19 protein-coding genes are annotated in these 18,316 nt (G+C 74.6%); 7 read left to right on the forward strand and 12 right to left on the reverse strand.

Annotated elements, in window-relative coordinates:
- Positions 1 to 123 precede the first annotated feature (123 nt).
- The 5 genes from ACIQI7_RS15070 to ACIQI7_RS15090 all read right to left on the reverse strand — a co-directional run bounded on the left by ACIQI7_RS15070 (position 124) and on the right by ACIQI7_RS15090 (position 6,365).
- A complete protein-coding gene (locus ACIQI7_RS15070) occupies positions 124 to 834 on the reverse strand; it encodes a TetR family transcriptional regulator (protein WP_401109351.1) in 711 nt (236 codons plus the stop codon).
- Positions 835 to 968: 134 nt separating this feature from the next.
- Complete coding sequence (locus ACIQI7_RS15075) at positions 969 to 1,805, reverse strand: BTAD domain-containing putative transcriptional regulator (RefSeq protein WP_401109354.1); 837 nt, start codon at positions 1,803 to 1,805, stop codon at positions 969 to 971.
- A 299-nt stretch (positions 1,806 to 2,104) separates the two neighbouring features.
- Entirely contained in the window at positions 2,105 to 2,815 is a 711-nt protein-coding gene (locus tag ACIQI7_RS15080; protein ID WP_401109357.1) for a ScbR family autoregulator-binding transcription factor, read from the reverse strand.
- A 621-nt stretch (positions 2,816 to 3,436) separates the two neighbouring features.
- Entirely contained in the window at positions 3,437 to 4,813 is a 1,377-nt protein-coding gene (locus tag ACIQI7_RS15085; protein ID WP_401109360.1) for a M14 family metallopeptidase, read from the reverse strand.
- Positions 4,814 to 4,952: 139 nt separating this feature from the next.
- Positions 4,953 to 6,365, reverse strand: a complete 1,413-nt coding sequence (locus ACIQI7_RS15090) for a BTAD domain-containing putative transcriptional regulator (RefSeq protein WP_401109363.1) — start codon at positions 6,363 to 6,365, stop codon at positions 4,953 to 4,955.
- Positions 6,366 to 6,531: 166 nt separating this feature from the next.
- Between ACIQI7_RS15090 and ACIQI7_RS15095 the strand changes: the two genes are divergently transcribed.
- From ACIQI7_RS15095 to ACIQI7_RS15105, 3 genes are all read left to right on the forward strand, one after another.
- Positions 6,532 to 7,116, forward strand: a complete 585-nt coding sequence (locus ACIQI7_RS15095) for a hypothetical protein (RefSeq protein ID WP_401109366.1) — start codon at positions 6,532 to 6,534, stop codon at positions 7,114 to 7,116.
- 183 nt (positions 7,117 to 7,299) lie between these two features.
- Positions 7,300 to 8,145: a DUF4389 domain-containing protein gene (locus ACIQI7_RS15100; RefSeq protein WP_401109369.1), complete on the forward strand. Its 846-nt coding sequence runs from the start codon at positions 7,300 to 7,302 to the stop codon at positions 8,143 to 8,145.
- A 77-nt stretch (positions 8,146 to 8,222) separates the two neighbouring features.
- The gene (locus ACIQI7_RS15105) at positions 8,223 to 9,503 is read left to right on the forward strand and encodes a hypothetical protein (protein WP_401109372.1); all 1,281 of its coding nucleotides are present in this window, start codon (positions 8,223 to 8,225) and stop codon (positions 9,501 to 9,503) included.
- A 57-nt stretch (positions 9,504 to 9,560) separates the two neighbouring features.
- Here ACIQI7_RS15105 and ACIQI7_RS15110 read toward each other — a convergent pair whose 3' ends face one another.
- From ACIQI7_RS15110 to ACIQI7_RS15120, 3 genes are all read right to left on the reverse strand, one after another.
- Positions 9,561 to 10,934, reverse strand: coding sequence for a carotenoid oxygenase family protein (locus tag ACIQI7_RS15110; protein WP_401109374.1), 1,374 nt, complete (start codon positions 10,932 to 10,934; stop codon positions 9,561 to 9,563).
- A gap of 117 nt (positions 10,935 to 11,051) precedes the next feature.
- Positions 11,052 to 11,525: an SRPBCC family protein gene (locus ACIQI7_RS15115; protein ID WP_401109377.1), complete on the reverse strand. Its 474-nt coding sequence runs from the start codon at positions 11,523 to 11,525 to the stop codon at positions 11,052 to 11,054.
- A gap of 168 nt (positions 11,526 to 11,693) precedes the next feature.
- On the reverse strand, positions 11,694 to 12,260 hold the full coding sequence (locus tag ACIQI7_RS15120) for a TetR/AcrR family transcriptional regulator (protein WP_401109379.1): 567 nt from the start codon (positions 12,258 to 12,260) through the stop codon (positions 11,694 to 11,696).
- A gap of 231 nt (positions 12,261 to 12,491) precedes the next feature.
- Here ACIQI7_RS15120 and ACIQI7_RS15125 point away from each other — a divergent pair, with 231 nt between their 5' ends.
- From ACIQI7_RS15125 to ACIQI7_RS15135, 3 genes are all read left to right on the forward strand, one after another.
- Positions 12,492 to 12,914, forward strand: a complete 423-nt coding sequence (locus tag ACIQI7_RS15125; RefSeq protein ID WP_401109382.1) for an ArsR/SmtB family transcription factor — start codon at positions 12,492 to 12,494, stop codon at positions 12,912 to 12,914.
- Entirely contained in the window at positions 12,911 to 13,399 is a 489-nt protein-coding gene (locus ACIQI7_RS15130; protein WP_401109385.1) for an SRPBCC family protein, read from the forward strand. The genes ACIQI7_RS15125 and ACIQI7_RS15130 overlap by 4 nt, the downstream gene beginning before the upstream one ends.
- Before the next feature lie 314 nt (positions 13,400 to 13,713).
- Positions 13,714 to 14,340: a C40 family peptidase gene (locus ACIQI7_RS15135; RefSeq protein WP_401109388.1), complete on the forward strand. Its 627-nt coding sequence runs from the start codon at positions 13,714 to 13,716 to the stop codon at positions 14,338 to 14,340.
- Between the two features lie 75 nt (positions 14,341 to 14,415).
- Here the strand turns inward: ACIQI7_RS15135 and ACIQI7_RS15140 are convergent, their stop codons facing one another.
- Positions 14,416 to 14,922, reverse strand: coding sequence for a MarR family winged helix-turn-helix transcriptional regulator (locus ACIQI7_RS15140; RefSeq protein ID WP_401109391.1), 507 nt, complete (start codon positions 14,920 to 14,922; stop codon positions 14,416 to 14,418).
- An 81-nt stretch (positions 14,923 to 15,003) separates the two neighbouring features.
- Between ACIQI7_RS15140 and ACIQI7_RS15145 the strand changes: the two genes are divergently transcribed.
- Positions 15,004 to 15,411, forward strand: a complete 408-nt coding sequence (locus tag ACIQI7_RS15145; RefSeq protein ID WP_401109394.1) for a VOC family protein — start codon at positions 15,004 to 15,006, stop codon at positions 15,409 to 15,411.
- Positions 15,412 to 15,481: 70 nt separating this feature from the next.
- On the opposite strand, the gene ACIQI7_RS15150 is transcribed toward ACIQI7_RS15145, so the two are convergent.
- The 3 genes from ACIQI7_RS15150 to ACIQI7_RS15160 all read right to left on the reverse strand — a co-directional run bounded on the left by ACIQI7_RS15150 (position 15,482) and on the right by ACIQI7_RS15160 (position 18,299).
- Positions 15,482 to 15,766 (reverse strand): hypothetical protein, encoded by a 285-nt coding sequence (locus ACIQI7_RS15150; RefSeq protein ID WP_401109397.1) that lies wholly within the window; start codon positions 15,764 to 15,766, stop codon positions 15,482 to 15,484.
- A gap of 221 nt (positions 15,767 to 15,987) precedes the next feature.
- The gene (thrS, locus tag ACIQI7_RS15155) at positions 15,988 to 17,319 is read right to left on the reverse strand and encodes a threonine--tRNA ligase (RefSeq protein WP_401109400.1); all 1,332 of its coding nucleotides are present in this window, start codon (positions 17,317 to 17,319) and stop codon (positions 15,988 to 15,990) included.
- Between the two features lie 212 nt (positions 17,320 to 17,531).
- Positions 17,532 to 18,299: a leucine-rich repeat domain-containing protein gene (locus tag ACIQI7_RS15160; RefSeq protein WP_401109403.1), complete on the reverse strand. Its 768-nt coding sequence runs from the start codon at positions 18,297 to 18,299 to the stop codon at positions 17,532 to 17,534.
- Positions 18,300 to 18,316 lie beyond the last annotated feature (17 nt).

An 18,316-nucleotide genomic window follows, 5' to 3' on the forward strand; every position in this document is an offset into this window, starting at 1 on the left:
CCTCGTCCGAGCCCTCGACGGACCCACTGACAGTGCCACGTCGACAACGGACCGTAGCGCCCGAGCAAGTGATCCCGCCGACCGTCCCGCACGGGCGGGCAGCTCACCGGCACCGCTCCGGACTCACGCCGCCTGCACGGCCGGGGGCCGGGTGCGGTACCCGGCGGCCGCGCCCGGGGGCACCAGGCAGGGCAGCAGCCACTCCCAGAGGGCGCCGACCCGGCGGGCGCGCTCCTCGATGGGGCAGCCGTCGGCGAACACCACCTCCAGCCCGCAGGCGGCGGTCATCACCAGGGTCTCCGGGCCGAGGCCGTCCGAGCGGTCGCGTAGCTCGCCCGCCCGCCGGGCGCCGACCAGCAGGGCGCGCACCTCCCCGGCCCAGACGCCGTGGAAGCCCCGCAGCTCGGCCAGGGCCCGGTGCTCGGGATCGAGCGCGGCGGACCCGGCCATGGCGAGCCCGGCCGCGACCGCCCTGGCCGTCCCCGGTGCCTGCCAGCCGGCGTCCTCGCGGCCGAGGCGGAAGGCCGCCCGGATCACCGGGTCCGCCCCGAGCGCGTCGACCAGCCAGTACCCGGCGTCGATCAGCCCCTGGAGCGGGGAGGAGGCGGCCCGCAGCTCCGCGCAGGCCGACCGCAGTGCGCCCTCGGCCTGGCCGGACACCGCTCCGGCCAGATCCTCCTTGGAGGCGAAGTGGAAGTACAGCGCCCCCTTCGTCACCCCGGCGGCCGCGGCGATCTCGCCGAGCGTGGCCCCGGCGTAGCCGCGACGGTCGAACAGCGCCGCCCCCGCCACCACCAGCCGCCCGCGTGTCCGTTCCGACCTCTCCTGAACCACCCGTCCCACCACCCCTCCCGACGACAAGCAGCTTCCGACCGGTCCGCGGCCGCCCCACGACGGGCGCCGCGGCCTCCGACCGCCGTCCGGGTCCGGTTCCGCCGACGCGGCGCCGACCCGGACGACCGGCCGGTTCAGCCCGCCCGGCTGAGCCTGGCCGCCGCCGACCCGGCGGCCAGCCCGGCGGGTTCGCGCTCCGGCCCGGCGAGCAGGATGGAGCGCTGGAGCCGGCGCAGCGCGACCGAGGGCTCCATGCCCAACTCCCCCACCAGTGTGTTCCGCAGGCGCTGGTAGGCCTGCAGCGCCTCGCCCCGGCGGCCGGAGCGGTGCAGGGCCACCATGTACTGGCCGTGCAGGCTCTCGTGGGTGCGGTAGCGGTCCACGAGTACGGTGAGTTCGGCGAGCAGCACCCGGTGCCGCCCCAGCCGCAGGTCGGCCTCGATCCGCTGGTCCAGCGCGCAGAGCCGGGTCTCCTCCAACCGCCGGGCCTCGACGGCCAGTTGGCCGCCGACCTGGACGTCCGCGAAGGCCGGCCCGCGCCACAGCGCGAGCGCCTCGCCGAGCAGCCGGGCGGCCTCCGGGTAGTCCTCGCCGTCCATCGCCCGGTAGCCCGTTCCGGCCAGCCGCTCGAACTCCCGCAGGTCCGTCGGTCCGCCGCCGCTGTTGAGCGTGTAGCCGCCCGGCGAGGTCACCAGGACGTCCTTGGCGCCGGACACCCCCCGCGCCGCACCGGCCGCGACGAGCGCCCGGTCGATGAGCTCGCGCACCTGGAGCACGTACGTCTGCACGGTGGTGCGCGCGCTGCGCGGCGGACGGCCGGACCACAGCTCGTCGGCCAGCATCCCGGCCGACACCACCTGGTCCGCCCGCAGCGCCAGCAGCCCCAGCACCTGCCGCGGCTTCGGCGCCGACGGCACCACCGAGACCCCGCACACCCGGACGTCCAGCGCCCCGAGCACCCGAACCTCCACGATGACCACCCCAATCACACGGAACGCCGCAGTCCGTTCGCCGCGGCCGGCACCCGGGCCGACACCCTGGGTCAACTGGCACCCAGTCAAAAACAGGACGCGCGGTTTGTCAATACAAAACCGAACGTGCTGTTTGTTTCTGACGACGACACAGCCGGTCACCCGGGCGCGACTCCCACTACCCTCCGTGACCGGTTCCGGGCAAACCAAAGGCGGCGCCGGACCGCCGTGGTCCCGTCGCCGCCCGTCAGTCCTCACCCGCCCGGACTCCCCTGACAGGGAGGGCCAGTGAGCCTCCGTCAGCCCACCGCGACCTCCGCCTGCGCCTCGGTGCGCACGGGACCGCCCGCGCCACCGCCCTCCGCGGCCGCCCGCGCCGCCGCGGCCTCGGCCACCACCTCGGCCCCCCGGGTCGGCCCCATCCGCAGCGAACCGAGCACGCCCGGCACCGCGATGCTCGGCATCAGGTGCTGGTAGAGCCCGGACACCCGCGACTCCAGGTCCGCCCGGCCGCAGAGCTTCTGGGACTGGATCTGCACCCCGGTCCACGCGGCGACGAGCAGCCACGCGGTGTCCTCCGGCACGACGTGCGGGAGCAGCTCGCCGCGCTCGCCGGCCGCGACCAGCAGCGCCTCGAACCGGTTGATCCAGCCGGGGATAGCGCCGCCGCCGAGATCGTCGAAGAAGTCCTGTCCGAGCGAGAGCCGGGCGCCCGCGCTGAGCAGCGGGTCACGCGGCATCAGGTACGCCACCACCATCCCGGTGTCCACGAACTCCTGGAGCTTGCAGCTCCGTTCGGGAACTCCGTCCTGGACGAACTGCTCCTCCACCACGCCCTGCGCCAGATCGCGCTTCGAGGCGAAATGGAAATACACCGCACCCCGCGTCACACCGGCCCGGGAGACCACCTCGCCGATGGTCGCGCCCTCGTACCCGAACTCGTCGAAGACCGAGGCCGCCGCCTCCAGGATCAGTCGACGTGTCCGGAGCGCCCGCTCCTGCCGTACCACCGAAAACCACCCGCCCTCAGCTCCCGGAAAACAAAACCAAACACCCCGTATCTTAGCTGCGCCCCACCCGCGACCGACAAGACGATGTCGAGGAATCCCGCCGACCACTCCCCGATCCCACCACCCGTCAAGGCCCACCGCCCCCTTGGTGAGCAATCGCCTCGACCGTCCCGGCGGTTCCGTCTCCGACCAGTCCGCCTTCACCGCCGGAAAACCGAACGAACGGTTTCCTCCAGGTGTTCGTCACCCTACACATCCGACCGCCCGGGCGGCCCGGTCGTTGCACCGGATCGGCGGGATTCCGCGACGGAAGCGGGTGCGGACGGCCTCCGACGGGGCGAGGGGCGCTGACGAGGGGTGACCGGCCCGGGCGCTGGACGCGCTCCTCGATCCGGTGGGGCCTCCCGGGGCGGCGACCGCCCACGGCGGCGAGCACGGCACAGCGGGCGGCCCGACGCCGGACCACCCGCCGATGTTCTGACACCCTGCCTCCTACGCCCGGCACTCGGGGGGACCGCTGCGTGAGAAGTCGGCCGGGCCGACTTCTCACGCAGCGGCCGCCGTCCTCGCCGGGCCGCGCCGCGCGGAGCATGTGCCGCGGCCCGGGCCGAGGACGCCCGGTCAGGCCGAGATGCCGCAGTACTGCTGCTGCTTGCCGATCGCGCGGTAGACGCAGTCGGCCGTCTCCACCAGCTTCAGGACCGCCTCGCGGTTGCGGCTGGTCTCGCGGCCGATCACCTCGTCGGGCGGGTAGAAGCCGCCGCTGCCGGTCGGGCCGGGGTACATCTCGAAGGTGTAGGCGAAGATCCGCTGGGCGCCCCACAGCCAGTCGTCGATCGCCCCGTCGGTGATGTAGAGGTCGCTCGACTGCTCGGGCGTGTAGCCGTTGGTGGCGGCCATGCCGCGGCCGAGGGCGGCGAAGGTGTTGTACTCGTCGGCGGTCATGCCGGTGGCGGTGTCGGCGGTGGTCCAGCCGAACGGCCAGAGCACCAGTTCGCTGTAGGTGTGGAAGTCGATGGCGGCGGTGATCTGCTGCTTGCCGCCGACGATCCGGCTGCGGACGAAGTCGGCGACCACCTTGGTCTCCTTGGCGGACTCCGGGGCGCTGCCCCGGTAGGTCTCGCTGGAGGTGGAGCCGGAGGAGCCGCCGCAGCAGCCCCACTTGTAGTTCCAGTTGCGGTTGAGGTCGGTGCCGACGCTGTTGCTGCCGGTGTTGGGCTGGCGGTCCTTGCGCCAGCTGCGGTAGCGGCCGGTCGCGATGTCGTACTCGCCGCCGTCCGGGTTGAGGTCGGGGACCACCCAGATCTCGCGGCTGTCGACGGCGTTGGCGATCCGGCTGTCGGTGGCGTACTTGTCACCGAACTCGTGCAGCAGGTAGAGCGACATCTCGACGGTGAGGTGCTCGCGGGCGTGCTGGTGGGCGGTGAACAGCACCTCGGGCTCGTCCTCGTCGGTGCCGACGTTGTCGCTGATCTTCACCGCGGTGATCGGCCGCCCCTCGTACGAGGTACCGATGACGCGCTTGCTCATGATGTCCGGGTGCGCGGCGACCACCGCGTCGATGTCGGCGGTCGCCTCGGCGAAGTTGTGGTACCCGGAGTCGGCCTGCGGGAAGTCGTACAGCGACCCGACCAGGCCCTCGGCGCCGGCCTCGGCGCCGTAGCGGGGGCCGGGCAGGGCGACCGGCGACCAGCCCAGCGCGCGCAGTCGCGCGGCCTCGGCGGGAGTCGCGGTGACCACCACCGCGTCGGGCAGCACGGCGTCGACGGAGGCGCCGGTGGCGGCGACGGCGGTGCGCTCGGCGACGGTCCGGGGGCCGTCGAGCCGGTACTGCCGCGCGGTGTCGGAAGCGGTGCCGATGGTGGTGTCGGCGATGGCGGACGAAGGAGCCAAGGGACGGTCGGCGGAGGCGGCCTGGGCGGTGAGCGGGGTGGCGAGGGCGAGAGCCAGCAGCACGGCGGTGGCCGCGGCGGGCTTCCCTCGGTGGGGCAGTCGCATGACTGTCCTCCTGTGGGGGTCCGTGGGGACGGAACGGTGGAGGAGGTGAGGCGCGCGCCAGCTTGATGGTCCGTCAGTGTCATGGGTTCGTCAATACATCGGGAAGGGCGGAGAACGGCCGGAGGACGGCGCGCACGGCTCAGGAGTCCGGCCCGGTCCCGCAGGTCGCCAGGCTGCACCAGCGCCGCCGGCCGCTCGCGTCCAGGAAGAGCCAGCCGCAGCCGCTGCTGGGGCAGCGCCGGATGGTGAACCGGCGCGGGTCGGCGAGCAGTTCACCGGCCGCACGGGCGGCGGCGTACAGCGGCAGCCGCAGGCCGGCCGTCGGCGGCAGCCGCCAGTGCGCCAGACCGTCCCCGCTGCGGGTGAAGACCGCGGACCGGCCGGCCTCCTGCACCACCGCCGCCACCGCGCCGAAGGCGGCGCCGTCCTGCGGGTCGGTCAGGCAGCCGTAGAGGGCCGAGCGGAACGCACGGGCGTCGGCGAGCACCGCGGCGGCCTCCTCGGGCCGTTCGGCCGCCCGGCGGAGCAGCGCCTCGACGACCGGTCCGTCGGCGAGGTCGTGGTGGCCGGCCCAGACGGCGAGCGCCGGGTAGCCGCGCAGCCAGTCCGACCCGGCGGTCGGCGCGGCGCCCCACCCGGCGTAGGTGTTGCAGAACTCCAGCGCCGGGTGGCCGCCCGCGCTCCACGGCAGCCACTGGTCGCCGACCCGCACCGCGTACAGCGGCGCCGGAGGGCGGTCCAGCCGTGGGTCGGCCCGCAGGATCCGGTCGTGCAGGGCGGCGAGTTCGGCGCCGGGCTCGACGCCGAGGCCGTCCACCAGCACGCGCCGGGTCCGGCGGTAGAGGGCGAGCGCCTCGGCCTGCCGGCCGGCCCGGTAGAGGGCGGTCATCAGGGCGAGGACGAGGCGCTCGCGGGAGAGGAGGTCGTCGGCGGGAGAGCCGGTCGGGGCGGAGCCGTCGACGGAAGAGCCGGTCAGCGCGGAGCCGTCGACGGCGGGCGCCCCGGCCCAGGGCGCGGTCAGACCGGCGAGCACCTGCTCGTGCCGGCCCATGGCCAGCAGGATCTCGGCCCGCTGCTCCAGGGCGGACAGCCGCAGCTCGGCCAGTCGACGGCCCAGCCGTCCGCGCAGTTCGTCGTCCACGACGTCCGCGAGCAGCGGCCCGCGCCAGAGCGCGAGCGCCCGGTCGTGGCAGCGCAGCCGTTCGCCGGGGTCGCCGGTGGCGGCCGCCCGGGCGGCCAGTTCGAGGAACTCCCTTACGTCCACGGCGTGTCGGCCTGGCACCAGGGCGTACCCGCGGTGCCGGGTCTCGATCGCCACCGCGTACGGGCGCAGCCGGGCCCGCAGCCGTCCGACGTAGGTGTGGACGGTGCCGCGGGCCGAGCCGGGCGGGTCGCCGTGCCACAGCAGGTCGATCAGCCGGTCGGTGGTGACGACCCGGCCGTCCTCCAGCAGCAGGACGGCCAGCAGGCACCGCTCCTGGCGGCGGCTGCCGCCGAGGACGGACTCACCTTCGTGGTCGGCCTCGAACGACCCGAGCAGTCGGAACTCCATGGCGGGCCACCCTAGCCAGGGCCCGGGCCTGTCCTCGAACGCGTCCGCGGGGCCGCACCGGGTTCCCGGGCGGCGAGGGCCGGGGCGCGTGGTGAGAATCCGGTCAGGGGTGCCTGCCACGCTGGCCCTCCGCACGCCGCCCGACACCTCACCAGAAGGACCGATCATGCGACGAATCCTGTTCTCCGCCGCTTCCACCGCGCTGGCCGCCGTCACCGTACTCGCCCTGACCGGCCTGGCGGCCGCCCCGGCGGGCGCCGCGTCCGGCCCGCTCGGCTCCTCCGGAACAGCTGGGGCGTCCGGAGCCGGCAGCGGTCAGGACGGCTGGGAGCCGTCGCCCACGCCGACGTACGACCTCCCGGCCGGCTCCCGCTGCGACTTCCCCGTACACATGGCGGCCGTGGTGGACGAGGTGGAGCGGCGGGTCCTGGAGTACGCCCCCGACGGCAGCACCGTGCGACGCGCCGCCTTCCGGGGCGCCCTCGTCCTGCGGCTCACCAACACCGCCACCGGCGCCTGGTACGACGCGGACGCCGGCGGCCGGTCCGTCGTCGACTACCGGCCGGACGGCTCCCAGACCTGGCACGCCCACGGCCCGGTCCTGCTCGGCGTCGGCCCGGGCGCCGGCAACCTGCCGCGCGACCTCTACACCGTCGACGGCGTGTACACCATCGACATCGGTGCCACCGGCTACCGGACGCTGACCATCGAGCACGGCTCCGCCGAACCGCTCTGCGCGAAGATCGCCTGACCGCGCCGCACGTACGGCCGGGACGCACCCCGGGGCCGTGGGCGCCCCGGCCGCGCCGGGTCGGCCGACTACCCCGTCCGGCGCAGCGCGGCGCGCGGCCCCGGCGGGGGACTGCGATCTTCGGAGGGCACCCGGCCGCGCCCGACCGCCGGGCCCCGTCGTCCCGAATCCGTGGAGGCCCGGATGTGGCAGACGCCCCCCGCCCCCGTCAGTGGTGAGTGGCTCCCGGTACTGGACATGCCGGCGCCCGGCCCGCAGAACCGCTGGACGGTGCTGCTGCGCGCGCTGCTGCTGATCCCCCAGTTCGTGGTGGTGTGGGTGCTGTCGGTGGTGGCGTTCCTCGTCACCGTCATCGGCTGGTTCGGCGCGCTGGTGCTCGGCCGGCTGCCCGGCTTCGCGGCGGACTACCTCACCGCGTTCGTCCCGTACGAGACCCGCGTCACCGCGTACCTGATGCTCACCGTGGACCGCTACCCGCCGTTCCGCTTCGAGGTGCCCGACCACCCGGTGCGGGTCGAGCTGCGGCCGGGCGAACTGAACCGGCTGGCCGTGCTGTTCCGCGTCTTCCTGGTCATCCCGGCCTCGATCGTGCAGGGCCTGGCGTACGCGGGGTGGTGGCTGGTGTCGTTCGTCCTCTGGCTGGTGGTGCTGGTCCTGGGCCGGATGCCGCAGCCGCTGTACGAGGCGACGACCGCGATCCTGCGCTACCGGCTGCGCTACACCGCCTACCTGCTGATGCTCTCGTCCGCCTACCCCAAGCGGCTGTTCGGCGACGAACCGGGCAGCGAGCCGGGCGGCCCGGTGTCGGCCACCCGCCCACTGGTCCTGAGCGGCGCCGGGCGCGGCCTGCTCGTGCTCTTCCTGATCCTCGGCCTGGTCTCCTGGGCGTCGGGCTCGATCACCGCCTCGGTGAACTCGGACGACGACTACGACCACGACGACACCACCGGCCCGGCCCGGAACGTCGTCGCGCCCCTGGTGCCGGGCCCCGCCGACCAGGAGGACCGGAGCCCGCTCGGCGGTTCGTGAGGCCCGTCCGGCCGTCGGGGTCGTCCGCACCGGCACCCCCGCGCCGGCCCGACGCCGTCAGCTGGGACGATGCCGGTATGGCCTCCCCGCTCCGCGTCCGTCGCCGTCCCGGCGACCGCCCGTTCGCCGAGGCCGGCCGACCCGTCCTCGCCGTGCCGGACGACGGGCGCGGTCTGCTCGCCGTCGTCGGCGAACGCGGGTTCGCCGGGACGGCGACGGTGGGCGTGTACGGCACGGAGGACCTCGGCTGCCGGGCCGTGCTCCGGACGCGTTTCCCGGTGCGCGCGCTGGCGTTCCACCCCGGTGCGCCGTTGCTCGCCGTCGGCACCGGCCGGTACGACGGCGGTTACCTCTTCGAGGGCGAGCTGCTCCTGCTCGACTGGGAGACGGGCGCGACCACCTCGCTCATCGAGGACCACTTCGGCCGCGAGGTCCGCGGACTGGGCTGGCTCGACGACCGGGCCCTGCGCGTGCTGACGGCCCCGCCCGACGACTGGAAGGACCGGAAGGCGCACGTCGAGGGCCACGTCGCCGTGGTGCGGCGGCCCGACTGGCGCACCGTCGCACCCCGTTCGCTCACCGCCGCCGACCTGGCCGGCCCCCGGGTCCCGGCCCCGCGCCCCGACGGAAGCGCCGACGCCCACCGGGCGCTGTCCGCCCTGGGCCCGGACTGGGAGCCCCGGCGGCACGTCCTCGCCGTCGAGGAACTGCCGGACGGCGCGGTCCTGGCCACCCTCGCCCAGGACGAGGACGACCCGGAACGGCCCGGGTGCACCGCCCTCCCCGACGGCCTGCTGATCGGGCACCGGACCGTGGACGACACCGACCCTCAGGACCGTCTGCGGATCCGGCACGCCGGCCGGGACTACGTCACCGAGGCCCCACCGGCCCGCCGGGGCTCGGAGCCGCGCCGGCTCTCGGTGCGCTCACCCGGGGGCGCGGGCGTCCGGCCCCTGTTCCCGCTCTCCTGGGAGCCCGGGGAGACCCACCTCCCCGGCCCCGGCGCGGAGGCCGACGACGGCGACCTGGTGCACGCCGGAACCGTCCACCACGGCCACGGGCTGCAGCCCGGTGGCTCCTTCGTCGTTCGCCGCTCGGCCACCGACGGGACACCCCGCTGGACCTTCCGGACCGACCACGTCGCCACCGATCTCGACACCGACCTGGACACCGCGTACCTCGGCTACCGCAACGGCGACGTCCTGGCCCTCGACCTGCGCACCGGCGCCCCGCGCTGGCGCCACCGGCTGACCGTCGCCGGTGTCCCCGTCGTCCCGACGGCCCTGACCGCCACCGGCCCCGGCCGCCTGCTCGTCGGTACGGCCGACGGCCGGGTCCTGGACTGCGCGACCGCGTAGTGCGCCGGGGCGGTCGGCGAAGGCGGCCGCTGGCGGCGTCGGTGCGGGCCGGGGGCGTTACGCGAGGGCGGTGTCGGGGATCCAGGAGCCGTGGATCGTGGCGGGCACCCGGCGCGGGAGGTGGACGGTGGCGACCGGCGGGAGGGTGAGGTCGGAGGCGTCCAGGACGAGCAGCTTCGAGGCGTTCAGGTTCAGGTCGCCGACGACGGTGAGCAGCCAGCCGGCGTCCTCGTCGGTGTCCGGGCGGTCGTCGGCGGGGACGAACACGGCCTCGCTGGGCAGCTGCCCGGTGCCGACCGGGCGCAGCCGGCGCTCGCCGGTGCGGCGGTCGTACTTGACCAGGGCGTGGTTGCCGACACCCTGGTCGTCGGGGAAGGACAGCGCGTACTGGTAGCGGTGCTCGCGGCCGAGGAACGCCTCGTTGATGGTCGGGAACTCCACGGTGAGGTCGTCGGTCTGCTCCTCGCGGACCCGCCCGGCCGCCAGGTCCACGATCCAACGGCGGCTGCGGGAGCCGGAGTTGGGCTCGGCGCCGCGGTCGGGGGCGCCGACCCACCAGTTCCAGGAGCGCTGCCAGCCGTCCCGGCCGACCGACGGGCCCTCGACGACGATGCGCCCGGCGGCGTCCTCGTAGGCGTTGGCGAGGTGCATCGCGAAGCCGGCCTCGACCGGGAACCAGCGGACCTCGGCGGCCCGGCCCGCGCCGCGCGGCATGACGCCGAGCCGGGCCGGCCGGCCGTCGTCCCAGCCGTACGGGATGCCCGAGCGGTCGGCCGGGTCGAAGGTGACCGATCCCTCCAGGAAGACCACGTGGTGCTCGGTGATCGCGAAGTCGTGCTTGAGCGCGGCGCTCGCGCCGGGCACCTCCTGGCTGGTGAGCACGGTGCCGTCGGGCGAGGAGACGTGGTGGACCAGGTACGGCGGGAACGGCGAGGAGGCGAAGAAGTGCAGTTCGCCGGTGGCCGGGTCCTCCTTGGGGTGGGCGGTCATCGCCGAGGTGAGCCGGCCGTTCCAGTCGTGGGCGCCGACGGTCTCCAACTCGGCGGTGAGCTCGAAGGGGAGGGCCGACTCGCAGAGGGCGAGCAGGCGGCCGCCGTGCTCGATGACGTGGGTGCCGGCGGTGGAGGCGGTCAGGTCGGGGCCGTGCTCGGTGAGGTACGGGGCGCCGTCGAGGGCGGGCGTCCTCACCCAGCGGTTGCGGTACCACTCGGCGCGGCCGTCGCGGAGCCGGATGCCGTGCACCATGCCGCTGCCCTTGAACCAGTGGGTGGGGGTGGTGCCAAGCTTGGGATTGTGGCTGTTGCGGATCAGCCGGCCGGTCAGCTCGGGCGGCAGGTGGCCCTCGACGGTCAGTTCGGTGGCGGTGAGTTCGTCGGCGACGGGGGCGTAGTGGCCGGTCAGGTAGGGCTTGGGGGTGGCGTCGGCGCTCATGGGAGGGATCCTTCCGGGAACGGTTCGGGGTAGGGCCAGGACGGGGTTCAGCGGGTCGGGTTCAACGGGCTGGGTTCAGCGGGCGGGGCTCAGCGGGCGGCGCTCAGCGAACCGGGTTCAGCGGGCGGCGGCCGCGAGGTGCGCGCTCTCGGCGGTGGCCTTGAGGCGGTCCAGCCAGCGCTCCAGGGACTCCCGCAGCGCCTGTTCCAGCGCCTCCGGCATGGCCTCGACGGCCGGTCCGCTCCAGGACTCCTCGGTGCGGACGGTCACCCGGCCGTCGCCGGCGGGTTCGAAGGACCAGACGTGGACCCCCTCCACGCCGTTGGCCGGGCCGCCCCAGACGATCCGGCGGCCGGGGACGAGTTCGCGAACGGTCGAGGTGATGTCCAGGCCGTGGGTGCGCCAGCCGAAGGAGGCGCCGGGGCCGGTGAGCGGGCCGCCGGTGAGGCGGGCCTGCTCGATGTCGGGGTTCCACCGCGGCCAGGCCTCGACGTCGGTGTGCAGGGCCCAGACGAGGGCGGCCGGGGCGTCGACCGTGATGGTGAGCCGGACGATGACGGGGGCGGTGGTGTCGATGGTCTGGATGGACATGGAGCGGTCTCCCTGGTGGTTCGGGTGTGGGACGTGGACGCGGACCTCAGATCGATGAGTGGTTGACCACTCACACTCGCGGCCGAAAGAAACGGCGGTGGCGTTCGGCCCGTCGCGTACGCGCGGACCTCCCGCCCCGCCGGGGTGGGTGGCGCTTGACAGCGGTGGTCAGTAGTGGGTGATGCCGGCCGCGAGGGTCCGCGTCCACGGTGCGTCGACCTCGTCGGCGCCCATCGAGACCAGCAGGTGGCAGAGCATCCCGGTGGCGAAGAAGCCCTGGACCTGCGGCTCCGCCGCGCCCGAGGCGCCCCGCACGTACTCGACCAGGCGGGCGTACCCCTGCCGGACCGCCTCCCGGACGGCGGGCTCGGAGACCGCCGCCGCCTGGGCGTGCAGCTGGACCAGCATCAGGTCGTTGTCGGTGATCAGCTTGGCGTAGGCGTCCCCCATGGACCCCAGGACCGCCTCCGGCGAACTCCCCCTCGCATCCGCCGCACCGCGCTCCAGACTCCCCCGGACCCGCACGAAGCAGTGCTCCACCACCGCCACGAACAGGGCCTCCTTGCTCGGGAAGAGCCGGTACACGTACGCCTGCGAGATGCCGGCGGCCTTCGCCACCTCCGTGGTGGTGGTGCCGAAGTACCCCCGCGCGGCGAACGCCCCGATCGCGGTGCGCAGCACCGTCTCGCGACGCTCCTCGGCGGTGGACAGCTGCCGGGGTCGTTCCTTCTGCATGTGAGTACTCAACCACTCACACTTTCCCGTCGTCAACACCTGCCCGTCCTCGAACCTCCGTCGACGCTTGAGCAGCCGACCAGCGCCACCCGGCAGCGGCCGGGGCTCCGCGCGCCTCGCCGCGGCCGTCACGCTCCCTCGGACAATTCCTCAACCGATCGGTTGAATATGGCCGGCGGGCGGCGTAGCGTAGTTCTCAACCGATCGGTTGAATAGGAACAGGGGTGAACGGTGGCCGTCGACCAGCTGTCCCGGGCGTTCGTCGCGCTGGCGGATCCGACCCGGCGGGACATCGTCGCCCGGCTGGCGATCCGGGACGCGAGCGTCGGCGAACTGGCCGAGTCCTACGCGATGTCCCTCCAGGCCGTCTCCAAGCACCTGAAGGTGCTGGAGGAGGCGGGGCTGGTGAGCCGCAGCCGGGACGGACAGCGACGGCCGTGCCATCTGGAGCCGCAGGTGTTCGACTTGATGACGAGCTGGATCGAGCGGTACCGGCGCCAGGCGGAGGAGCGGTTCGGCCGACTGGACGCCCTGCTCGCCGACCTGGCCGACGAGGAACGCACCGGACCAGCCCCGGAGACCGGCCACACCGGCCACACCGGCCACACCGAAGAGAACCACCGACCCGAGCAGAGCGAAGGAGCCCCGTCATGACCTCCACCACCGGCCCCGAGACCCGCATCGAGGCGGACCCCAAGCTGCCCACCATCCGGATCGTCCGCGAGTTCGACGCGCCGCGGGAGCGGGTGTTCCGGGCCTGGATCGATCCCGAGCTGGTCGTGCGCTGGCTCGGCCCGAAGGACCTCGACATGAAGATCGACACCTGGGACGGGCGGACGGGCGGGCACTACCGCTACTCGGCGCACCGCGACGGCCAGGAGATCGCGGCCTTCTACGGCTCCTTCCACGAGGTCCGGCCGGCCGACCGGCTGGTGCAGACCTTCACCTACGAGGGCGTTCCGGACGGCGTCTCGCTGGAGACCGCCACCTTCGAGCCCGCCGGGGAGGGCCGCACCCGCGTCACCGTGCTGTCGGTGGTCGACAGTCTGGCGGCCCGGGACGCCATCCTGGCCAGCGGCATGGAGCACGGCGTGGTCGAGGGCTACCAGCAGTTGGACGCCCTGCTCGCCGGCTCCTGACCGGCCCGACGGAACCGGCCCGGCCCCGCCCGGGCCGGTCCGACGTGGTCCGGACCGATCCGACGTAGTCCGGTCCGGTCGCGCCGAATCCAGGGAGGCGACACAGCCACCGTCTCCACCTCGCGCGTCGCCGGTCCCTTCTGAGTGTCCGTCAAACCGCCTACCGGCGAACCCCTTTCCGCCTACGGTCCAGCACGTCCGCGATTCACCGTTGCGGGTGATGGCCAACCGACCCGTCGGAGCGGAATCCTGGTGCGAGCGCCCGGCACCACGCCCCGCGCGCCCGCCCACCTCCAGCACCGGGAGGCACCGCCATGGAGCCCAAACCGTCCGACCGCGACCAGGCCTCCGGAGTCCGTCGGCGCCGCATGCTCGGCCTCGCACTCGGGGCGGGCCTCGTCCCCGCGCTCGGTCCGGCCGCCCAGGCGGCGTCCGATTCCGCGCCCGAGCAGGCCCGGTCGCTGCCGGCCGCCGCACTGGGCCGACGGGTCGCCGACGTGGCCGCGAGCCAGCTCGGCGTGCCCTACGCCTGGGGCGGCGGCGACCGGCTGGGTGCGAGCCTCGGCTTCTGCGACGAGGAGAACGGCTGGCTGAACGGCGAGTGCATGGGCGAGAAGACGGTCGGCTTCGACTGCAGCGGCCTGTCGCTCTACTGCTGGTACCGGGCCAGCCACGGCACCGTCGAGCTCGGGCACTACACCGTCGCGCAGTTCAACCTCAGCGCGCCCGTACCGCGCGACGCGCTCGCCCCGGGCGACCTGCTGTTCTTCTCCCGCCCCGACGCCCCGCTGCACCACGTCGGGATCCATGTCGGCGACGGCGCGATGATCCACGCCGAGCGGACGGGCACCCTGGTCGCCCGGGTCGACGACGTGCTCGACGTCCCGCGCTGGGCGGGCGAGTTCGCCGGCGCCCGCCGACCGGGGCAGCCCGCCGCCTGACAGCACGGCCCGGGGCAGCCCGCCCCCGGGGAGGGCCCCGAACCCGCCGCCGGGGGGCGATCGGCCCGCGTACGGTCACAGACCGCCGCGCCACTCCCCCGTCCCCCGGTGCACCCGCAGCAGCAGCTCCTGCAGGAGCCGCCGCTCCCGCGCGTCCAGCGGCGCGAGCACCTCGTCCTGGACTTCCCGTGCCTGCGCGTCCAGTTCGGCGAGCAGCGCCCGCCCGGCGTCGGTGACGGAGACCGAGACCCGCCGCCGGTCGGCCTGGTCCCTGGCGCGCTCGACGTACCCGGCGGCGGCGAGCTGGTCGGCGACCTTGGCCAGGTCGCTCGGGTCGATGGCCAGCCGCCGCACCAGGTCCCGCTGGGCCTGCGGGCCGAAGTCGGCGAGCGCGGCCAGCACCGCCATGTCCCACAGCCGCAGGCCGCGTTCGGCCAACCGCTCGGCGAGCCGGCCGCGCGCCGCCTTGCCGACCCGGGAGAGCAGGTAGGTACTGAGGTCCAGCAGGGTCGGGGGAAGCCCGGCGGCGGGCAGCGGGTTCGCCGGGTGCGCGTTCCCCGGGTACGGGTTCTCGGAGGCCATGGCGGCAGTCTAGGGTCTCTCCCTATAGTGGGTGTCGACCCACTAATTCGGAGACCGCCCTTCCCTGCCAGGAGTTCGCCCGTGGACGCCCTGTACTCCCGCCTGCTCGTCACCCGCTTCGCCGAGTGCTTCGCCTTCTACCGCGCCGTCCTGCCGCCACTGACCGGCGCCGCCCTGGCCAAGGGCGCGCCCGAAGGCCCGTACGCCAGTTGGGACCTCGCCGACCAGACCCTCCTGGCACTCTTCGACCGCTCCGCGATGGCCGCCACCCTCGGCACCGCCGGGCTGCCCGCCCACGCCGCACCCGGCCAGGACGCCGCGATGCTGGTGCTCCGGGTGGACGACGTGGACGCCGCCCTCGACCTCTGCCTGCGCCACGGCGGCACGCCGGCCGGTGCGGCGGCCGACCGCCCGGAGTGGGCCCCCACCCTGCGCAGCGCCCATCTGCGCGACCCGGACGGCCGCTTGGTCGAGCTCCAGTCCTACTGACCGGCCCGCGCCGCACCGGAGCTCGCGCGTCGTGCGGCGCGGCCGATCGGCGCGGCGCCCCCGGCCGGAGCTACTCCATCGACTGCGAGGGCCGGCCCGGCAACCCCGAGGCCTCGAACCCGCCGCCGTCCGGCGCGAGTCGGTCGACCCGGAAGTCCGAAGAGCAGGCCCGCCCGAGCGCCTGCGACGCGGCGCCGGCGCCGGGAACGTGCCCCAGCACCGCGGCGCAGTACTGGACGGCGGGGCTGGGCAGCGGGCGCAGCTCGGCCGAGCCGGCCGGAGTGGCGGCCGCCGCCCCGGCGAGGGCCAGACAGCCGGCCAGGACGGGAGCGGCGAAGCCGCGGGGGATGCGCATCGGGGGTACCTCCGTACGGGTGGGGAGAACGGGCGGCCGTGGTCCCGGCCGCCCGGCCCATTCGACGGGCGGCCGCCCCCCACGGCCCGGCCGACACACCGCGCGCCGCACTAGTCGTACCGACGCCGCCGGCGCGGCGGCCGACGGTCCCGCCGGCCGATCCTGCCGACGGCCGTCCGCGCCGGTGGCGGAGGCCGCTTCCACCACAGGGGGCCCGGCGCTCAGACCACCGGGGAGGCGGCCTCCGCCCACAGCTCCGCGTCGCACGCGGCCACCAGCGCGCCGATCCGTTCCCACGCCTCCTCGGCCGGCAGCGGCTCCAGCCGTCGTCCGTCCCGCAGCCGCAGCGCGACCCGGTCGTCCACGGCCTCCTTCGCCCCGATCACCGCCTGGTAGGGCACCAGCCGGGCCTCGCGGATCCGGGCGCCGAGGCTGCCGTGCTCGGGGCCGGCCACCTCGGCGCGCAGCCCGAGGTCCAGGCAGCGCTGCCGGAACCGTTCGGCCTGCGGCAGCTCGGCGTCCGAAACCGGCAGCAGCACGACCTGGACGGGCGCGAGCCAGGCCGGGAACGCTCCGCCGTACAGCTCGATCAGGTGGGCGACCACCCGCTCGACGCTGCCGATCACGCTGCGGTGCACCATCACCGGCCGGTGCTTGGCGCCGTCCGCGCCGATGTAGTGCAGGTTGAACCGCTCGGGCTGATGGAAGTCGATCTGCACGGTGGAGAGGGTGAACTCGCGCCCGGCACCGTCGGCGATCTGCACGTCGATCTTGGGACCGTAGAACGCGGCCTCGCCCTCCGCCGCCTCGAACGGCACCCCGGACCGCTCCAGCACCTCGGTGAGCAGCGCGACGGCCCGCTCCCAGAGTGCCGGGTCCGCCACGTACTTGCCGCCCGCACCGGGCAGCGAGAGGCGGTAGCGGACGGGCACGACGCCCAGCGCCCGGTGCGCCTCGCGGATCAGCTCCAGGGCGGCGACGGCCTCGTCGGCCGCCTGCTCCGGGGTGCAGAAGACGTGGGCGTCGTTCAGCTGGATCGCCCGGACCCTGGTCAGCCCGCCCAGCACCCCGGACAGCTCGGAGCGGTACATGCCACCCAACTCGGCCATGCGCAGCGGGAGTTCCCGGTAGCTGTGCGGGCGGGAGCGGTAGATCAGGGCGTGGTGCGGACAGAGGCTGGGGCGCAGCACCATCTCCTCGGAGCCCAGTTCCATGGGTGGGAACATGTCCTCGCGGTAGTGCGCCCAGTGGCCGGAGATCTCGTACAGCTCGCGCTTGCCGAGCACCGGGGAGTAGACGTGGCGGTAGCCGGCCCGGCGCTCGCGGCCGCGGATGAACTCCTCCAGGGAGTGCCGGATCGCGGCGCCGTCGGGCAGCCAGTACGGCAGGCCGGAGCCCATCAGCGGTTCGGTGTCGAACAGGTCGAGTTCGCGGCCGAGCTTGCGGTGGTCGTGCGCCGGGTGGGCCTGCGCCTGGTGGGCGTGGCCGTGCGGCTGACGGCCGTGCGACTGGCGGCCGTGCGACTGGTGCTCGTTCGGCTGGTGCTCGTGCATGAGGGTGGTCTCCACTCGGTGTGCGGGGCGAGTGGGTCCGGGAACCGCGAAGCCCCGGGGCACTCGGCCCCGGGGCTTCGGACTAGGTCAGCAGTCAGCGCGCCGGGACTCTCTCCGGCGTCGTCGTGGCGAGTGCAGCGCGCTTCATGCGTTCCACGGTAACAGCTCCGCGCCGCCCGCGGTGATCTTTTTCCGGCTCGGAGTCCGGCGGCTCAGTGGAGCGTGACGCACCCGCGTGCGGCGAGCGCCGCCAGCAGCCGGGCCGGCGGCCGTACCTCGTTCCACCGCAGGTCCAGCTTCTCCAGTGCGGGCAGCGCGCCCGAGTCGGCCAGCCAGTCGGGCAGTTCGGCGATCCGGTTGCCGCGCAGGTCGAGGCGGCGCAGCCGCGGAAGCCCGGCGAGCACGGCCGGCAGTTCGGTGAGGGCGTTCTCCCGGAGTTCCAGCTCGCGCAGCTCGGCCAGTCGGCTGACGGACTCCGGCAGAGCGGTCAACTCGTTTCCGCGCAACCACAGTTCGCGCAGCGCGCCGAGCTCGCCGATCGACTCCGGCAGCGCGGCGAGCCGGTTGTGCTGGGCGCGCAGCTCGACCAGTGAGGCCAGGCCGCCCACGGTGGACGGGAGTTCGGTGAGCCGGTTCTCGCCCACGTTGAGGTAGCGCAGCGCGGTGAGCCGACCGATCCCCTCGGGCAGGGCGGTCAGCTCGTTGTCGTGCAGGTAGAGGAAGTCCCCGAGCCCGGTGAGGTCCCAGACCTCACCGGGGAGTCCGGCGAGCCGGTTGTGGCCGAGGTCGAGGGTCCGCAGCCCGGTCAACCGGCCGATGCCGGACGGGAGTTCGCGGATGCCGGTGTCGGCGAGGATGAGCACAGTCAGCTCGGTGCGGTCCCACACCTCGGCCGGCACCTCGTCGAGCGGTCGGCGCCAGAGGTTCAGCGTCACGTCCGCCGCGCCCCACCCGTCCGCGCTGCCCGCCACCTCGGTCATGCCCGCACCCCTCTCCG

The sequence above is a fragment of the Kitasatospora sp. NPDC092039 genome (assembly GCF_044756065.1).
In the GTDB taxonomy this organism is placed as follows: Bacteria; Actinomycetota; Actinomycetes; order Streptomycetales; family Streptomycetaceae; genus Kitasatospora.

Bases quoted from the DNA above. Each gene is read 5' to 3' on its own strand.
- ACIQI7_RS15090 (WP_401109363.1), bottom strand. From the start codon at position 6,365: ATGGAGTTCCGACTGCTCGGGTCGTTCGAGGCCGACCACGAAGGTGAG.
- ACIQI7_RS15085 (WP_401109360.1), bottom strand. From the start codon at position 4,813: ATGCGACTGCCCCACCGAGGGAAGCCCGCCGCGGCCACCGCCGTGCTG.
- ACIQI7_RS15115 (WP_401109377.1), bottom strand. From the start codon at position 11,525: ATGTCCATCCAGACCATCGACACCACCGCCCCCGTCATCGTCCGGCTC.
- ACIQI7_RS15105 (WP_401109372.1), top strand. From the start codon at position 8,223: ATGGCCTCCCCGCTCCGCGTCCGTCGCCGTCCCGGCGACCGCCCGTTC.
- ACIQI7_RS15095 (WP_401109366.1), top strand. From the start codon at position 6,532: ATGCGACGAATCCTGTTCTCCGCCGCTTCCACCGCGCTGGCCGCCGTC.
- ACIQI7_RS15100 (WP_401109369.1), top strand. From the start codon at position 7,300: ATGTGGCAGACGCCCCCCGCCCCCGTCAGTGGTGAGTGGCTCCCGGTA.
- ACIQI7_RS15120 (WP_401109379.1), bottom strand. From the start codon at position 12,260: ATGCAGAAGGAACGACCCCGGCAGCTGTCCACCGCCGAGGAGCGTCGC.
- ACIQI7_RS15110 (WP_401109374.1), bottom strand. From the start codon at position 10,934: ATGAGCGCCGACGCCACCCCCAAGCCCTACCTGACCGGCCACTACGCC.
- ACIQI7_RS15130 (WP_401109385.1), top strand. From the start codon at position 12,911: ATGACCTCCACCACCGGCCCCGAGACCCGCATCGAGGCGGACCCCAAG.
- ACIQI7_RS15135 (WP_401109388.1), top strand. From the start codon at position 13,714: ATGGAGCCCAAACCGTCCGACCGCGACCAGGCCTCCGGAGTCCGTCGG.
- ACIQI7_RS15140 (WP_401109391.1), bottom strand. From the start codon at position 14,922: ATGGCCTCCGAGAACCCGTACCCGGGGAACGCGCACCCGGCGAACCCG.
- ACIQI7_RS15160 (WP_401109403.1), bottom strand. From the start codon at position 18,299: ATGACCGAGGTGGCGGGCAGCGCGGACGGGTGGGGCGCGGCGGACGTG.
- thrS (WP_401109400.1), bottom strand. From the start codon at position 17,319: ATGCACGAGCACCAGCCGAACGAGCACCAGTCGCACGGCCGCCAGTCG.
- ACIQI7_RS15150 (WP_401109397.1), bottom strand. From the start codon at position 15,766: ATGCGCATCCCCCGCGGCTTCGCCGCTCCCGTCCTGGCCGGCTGTCTG.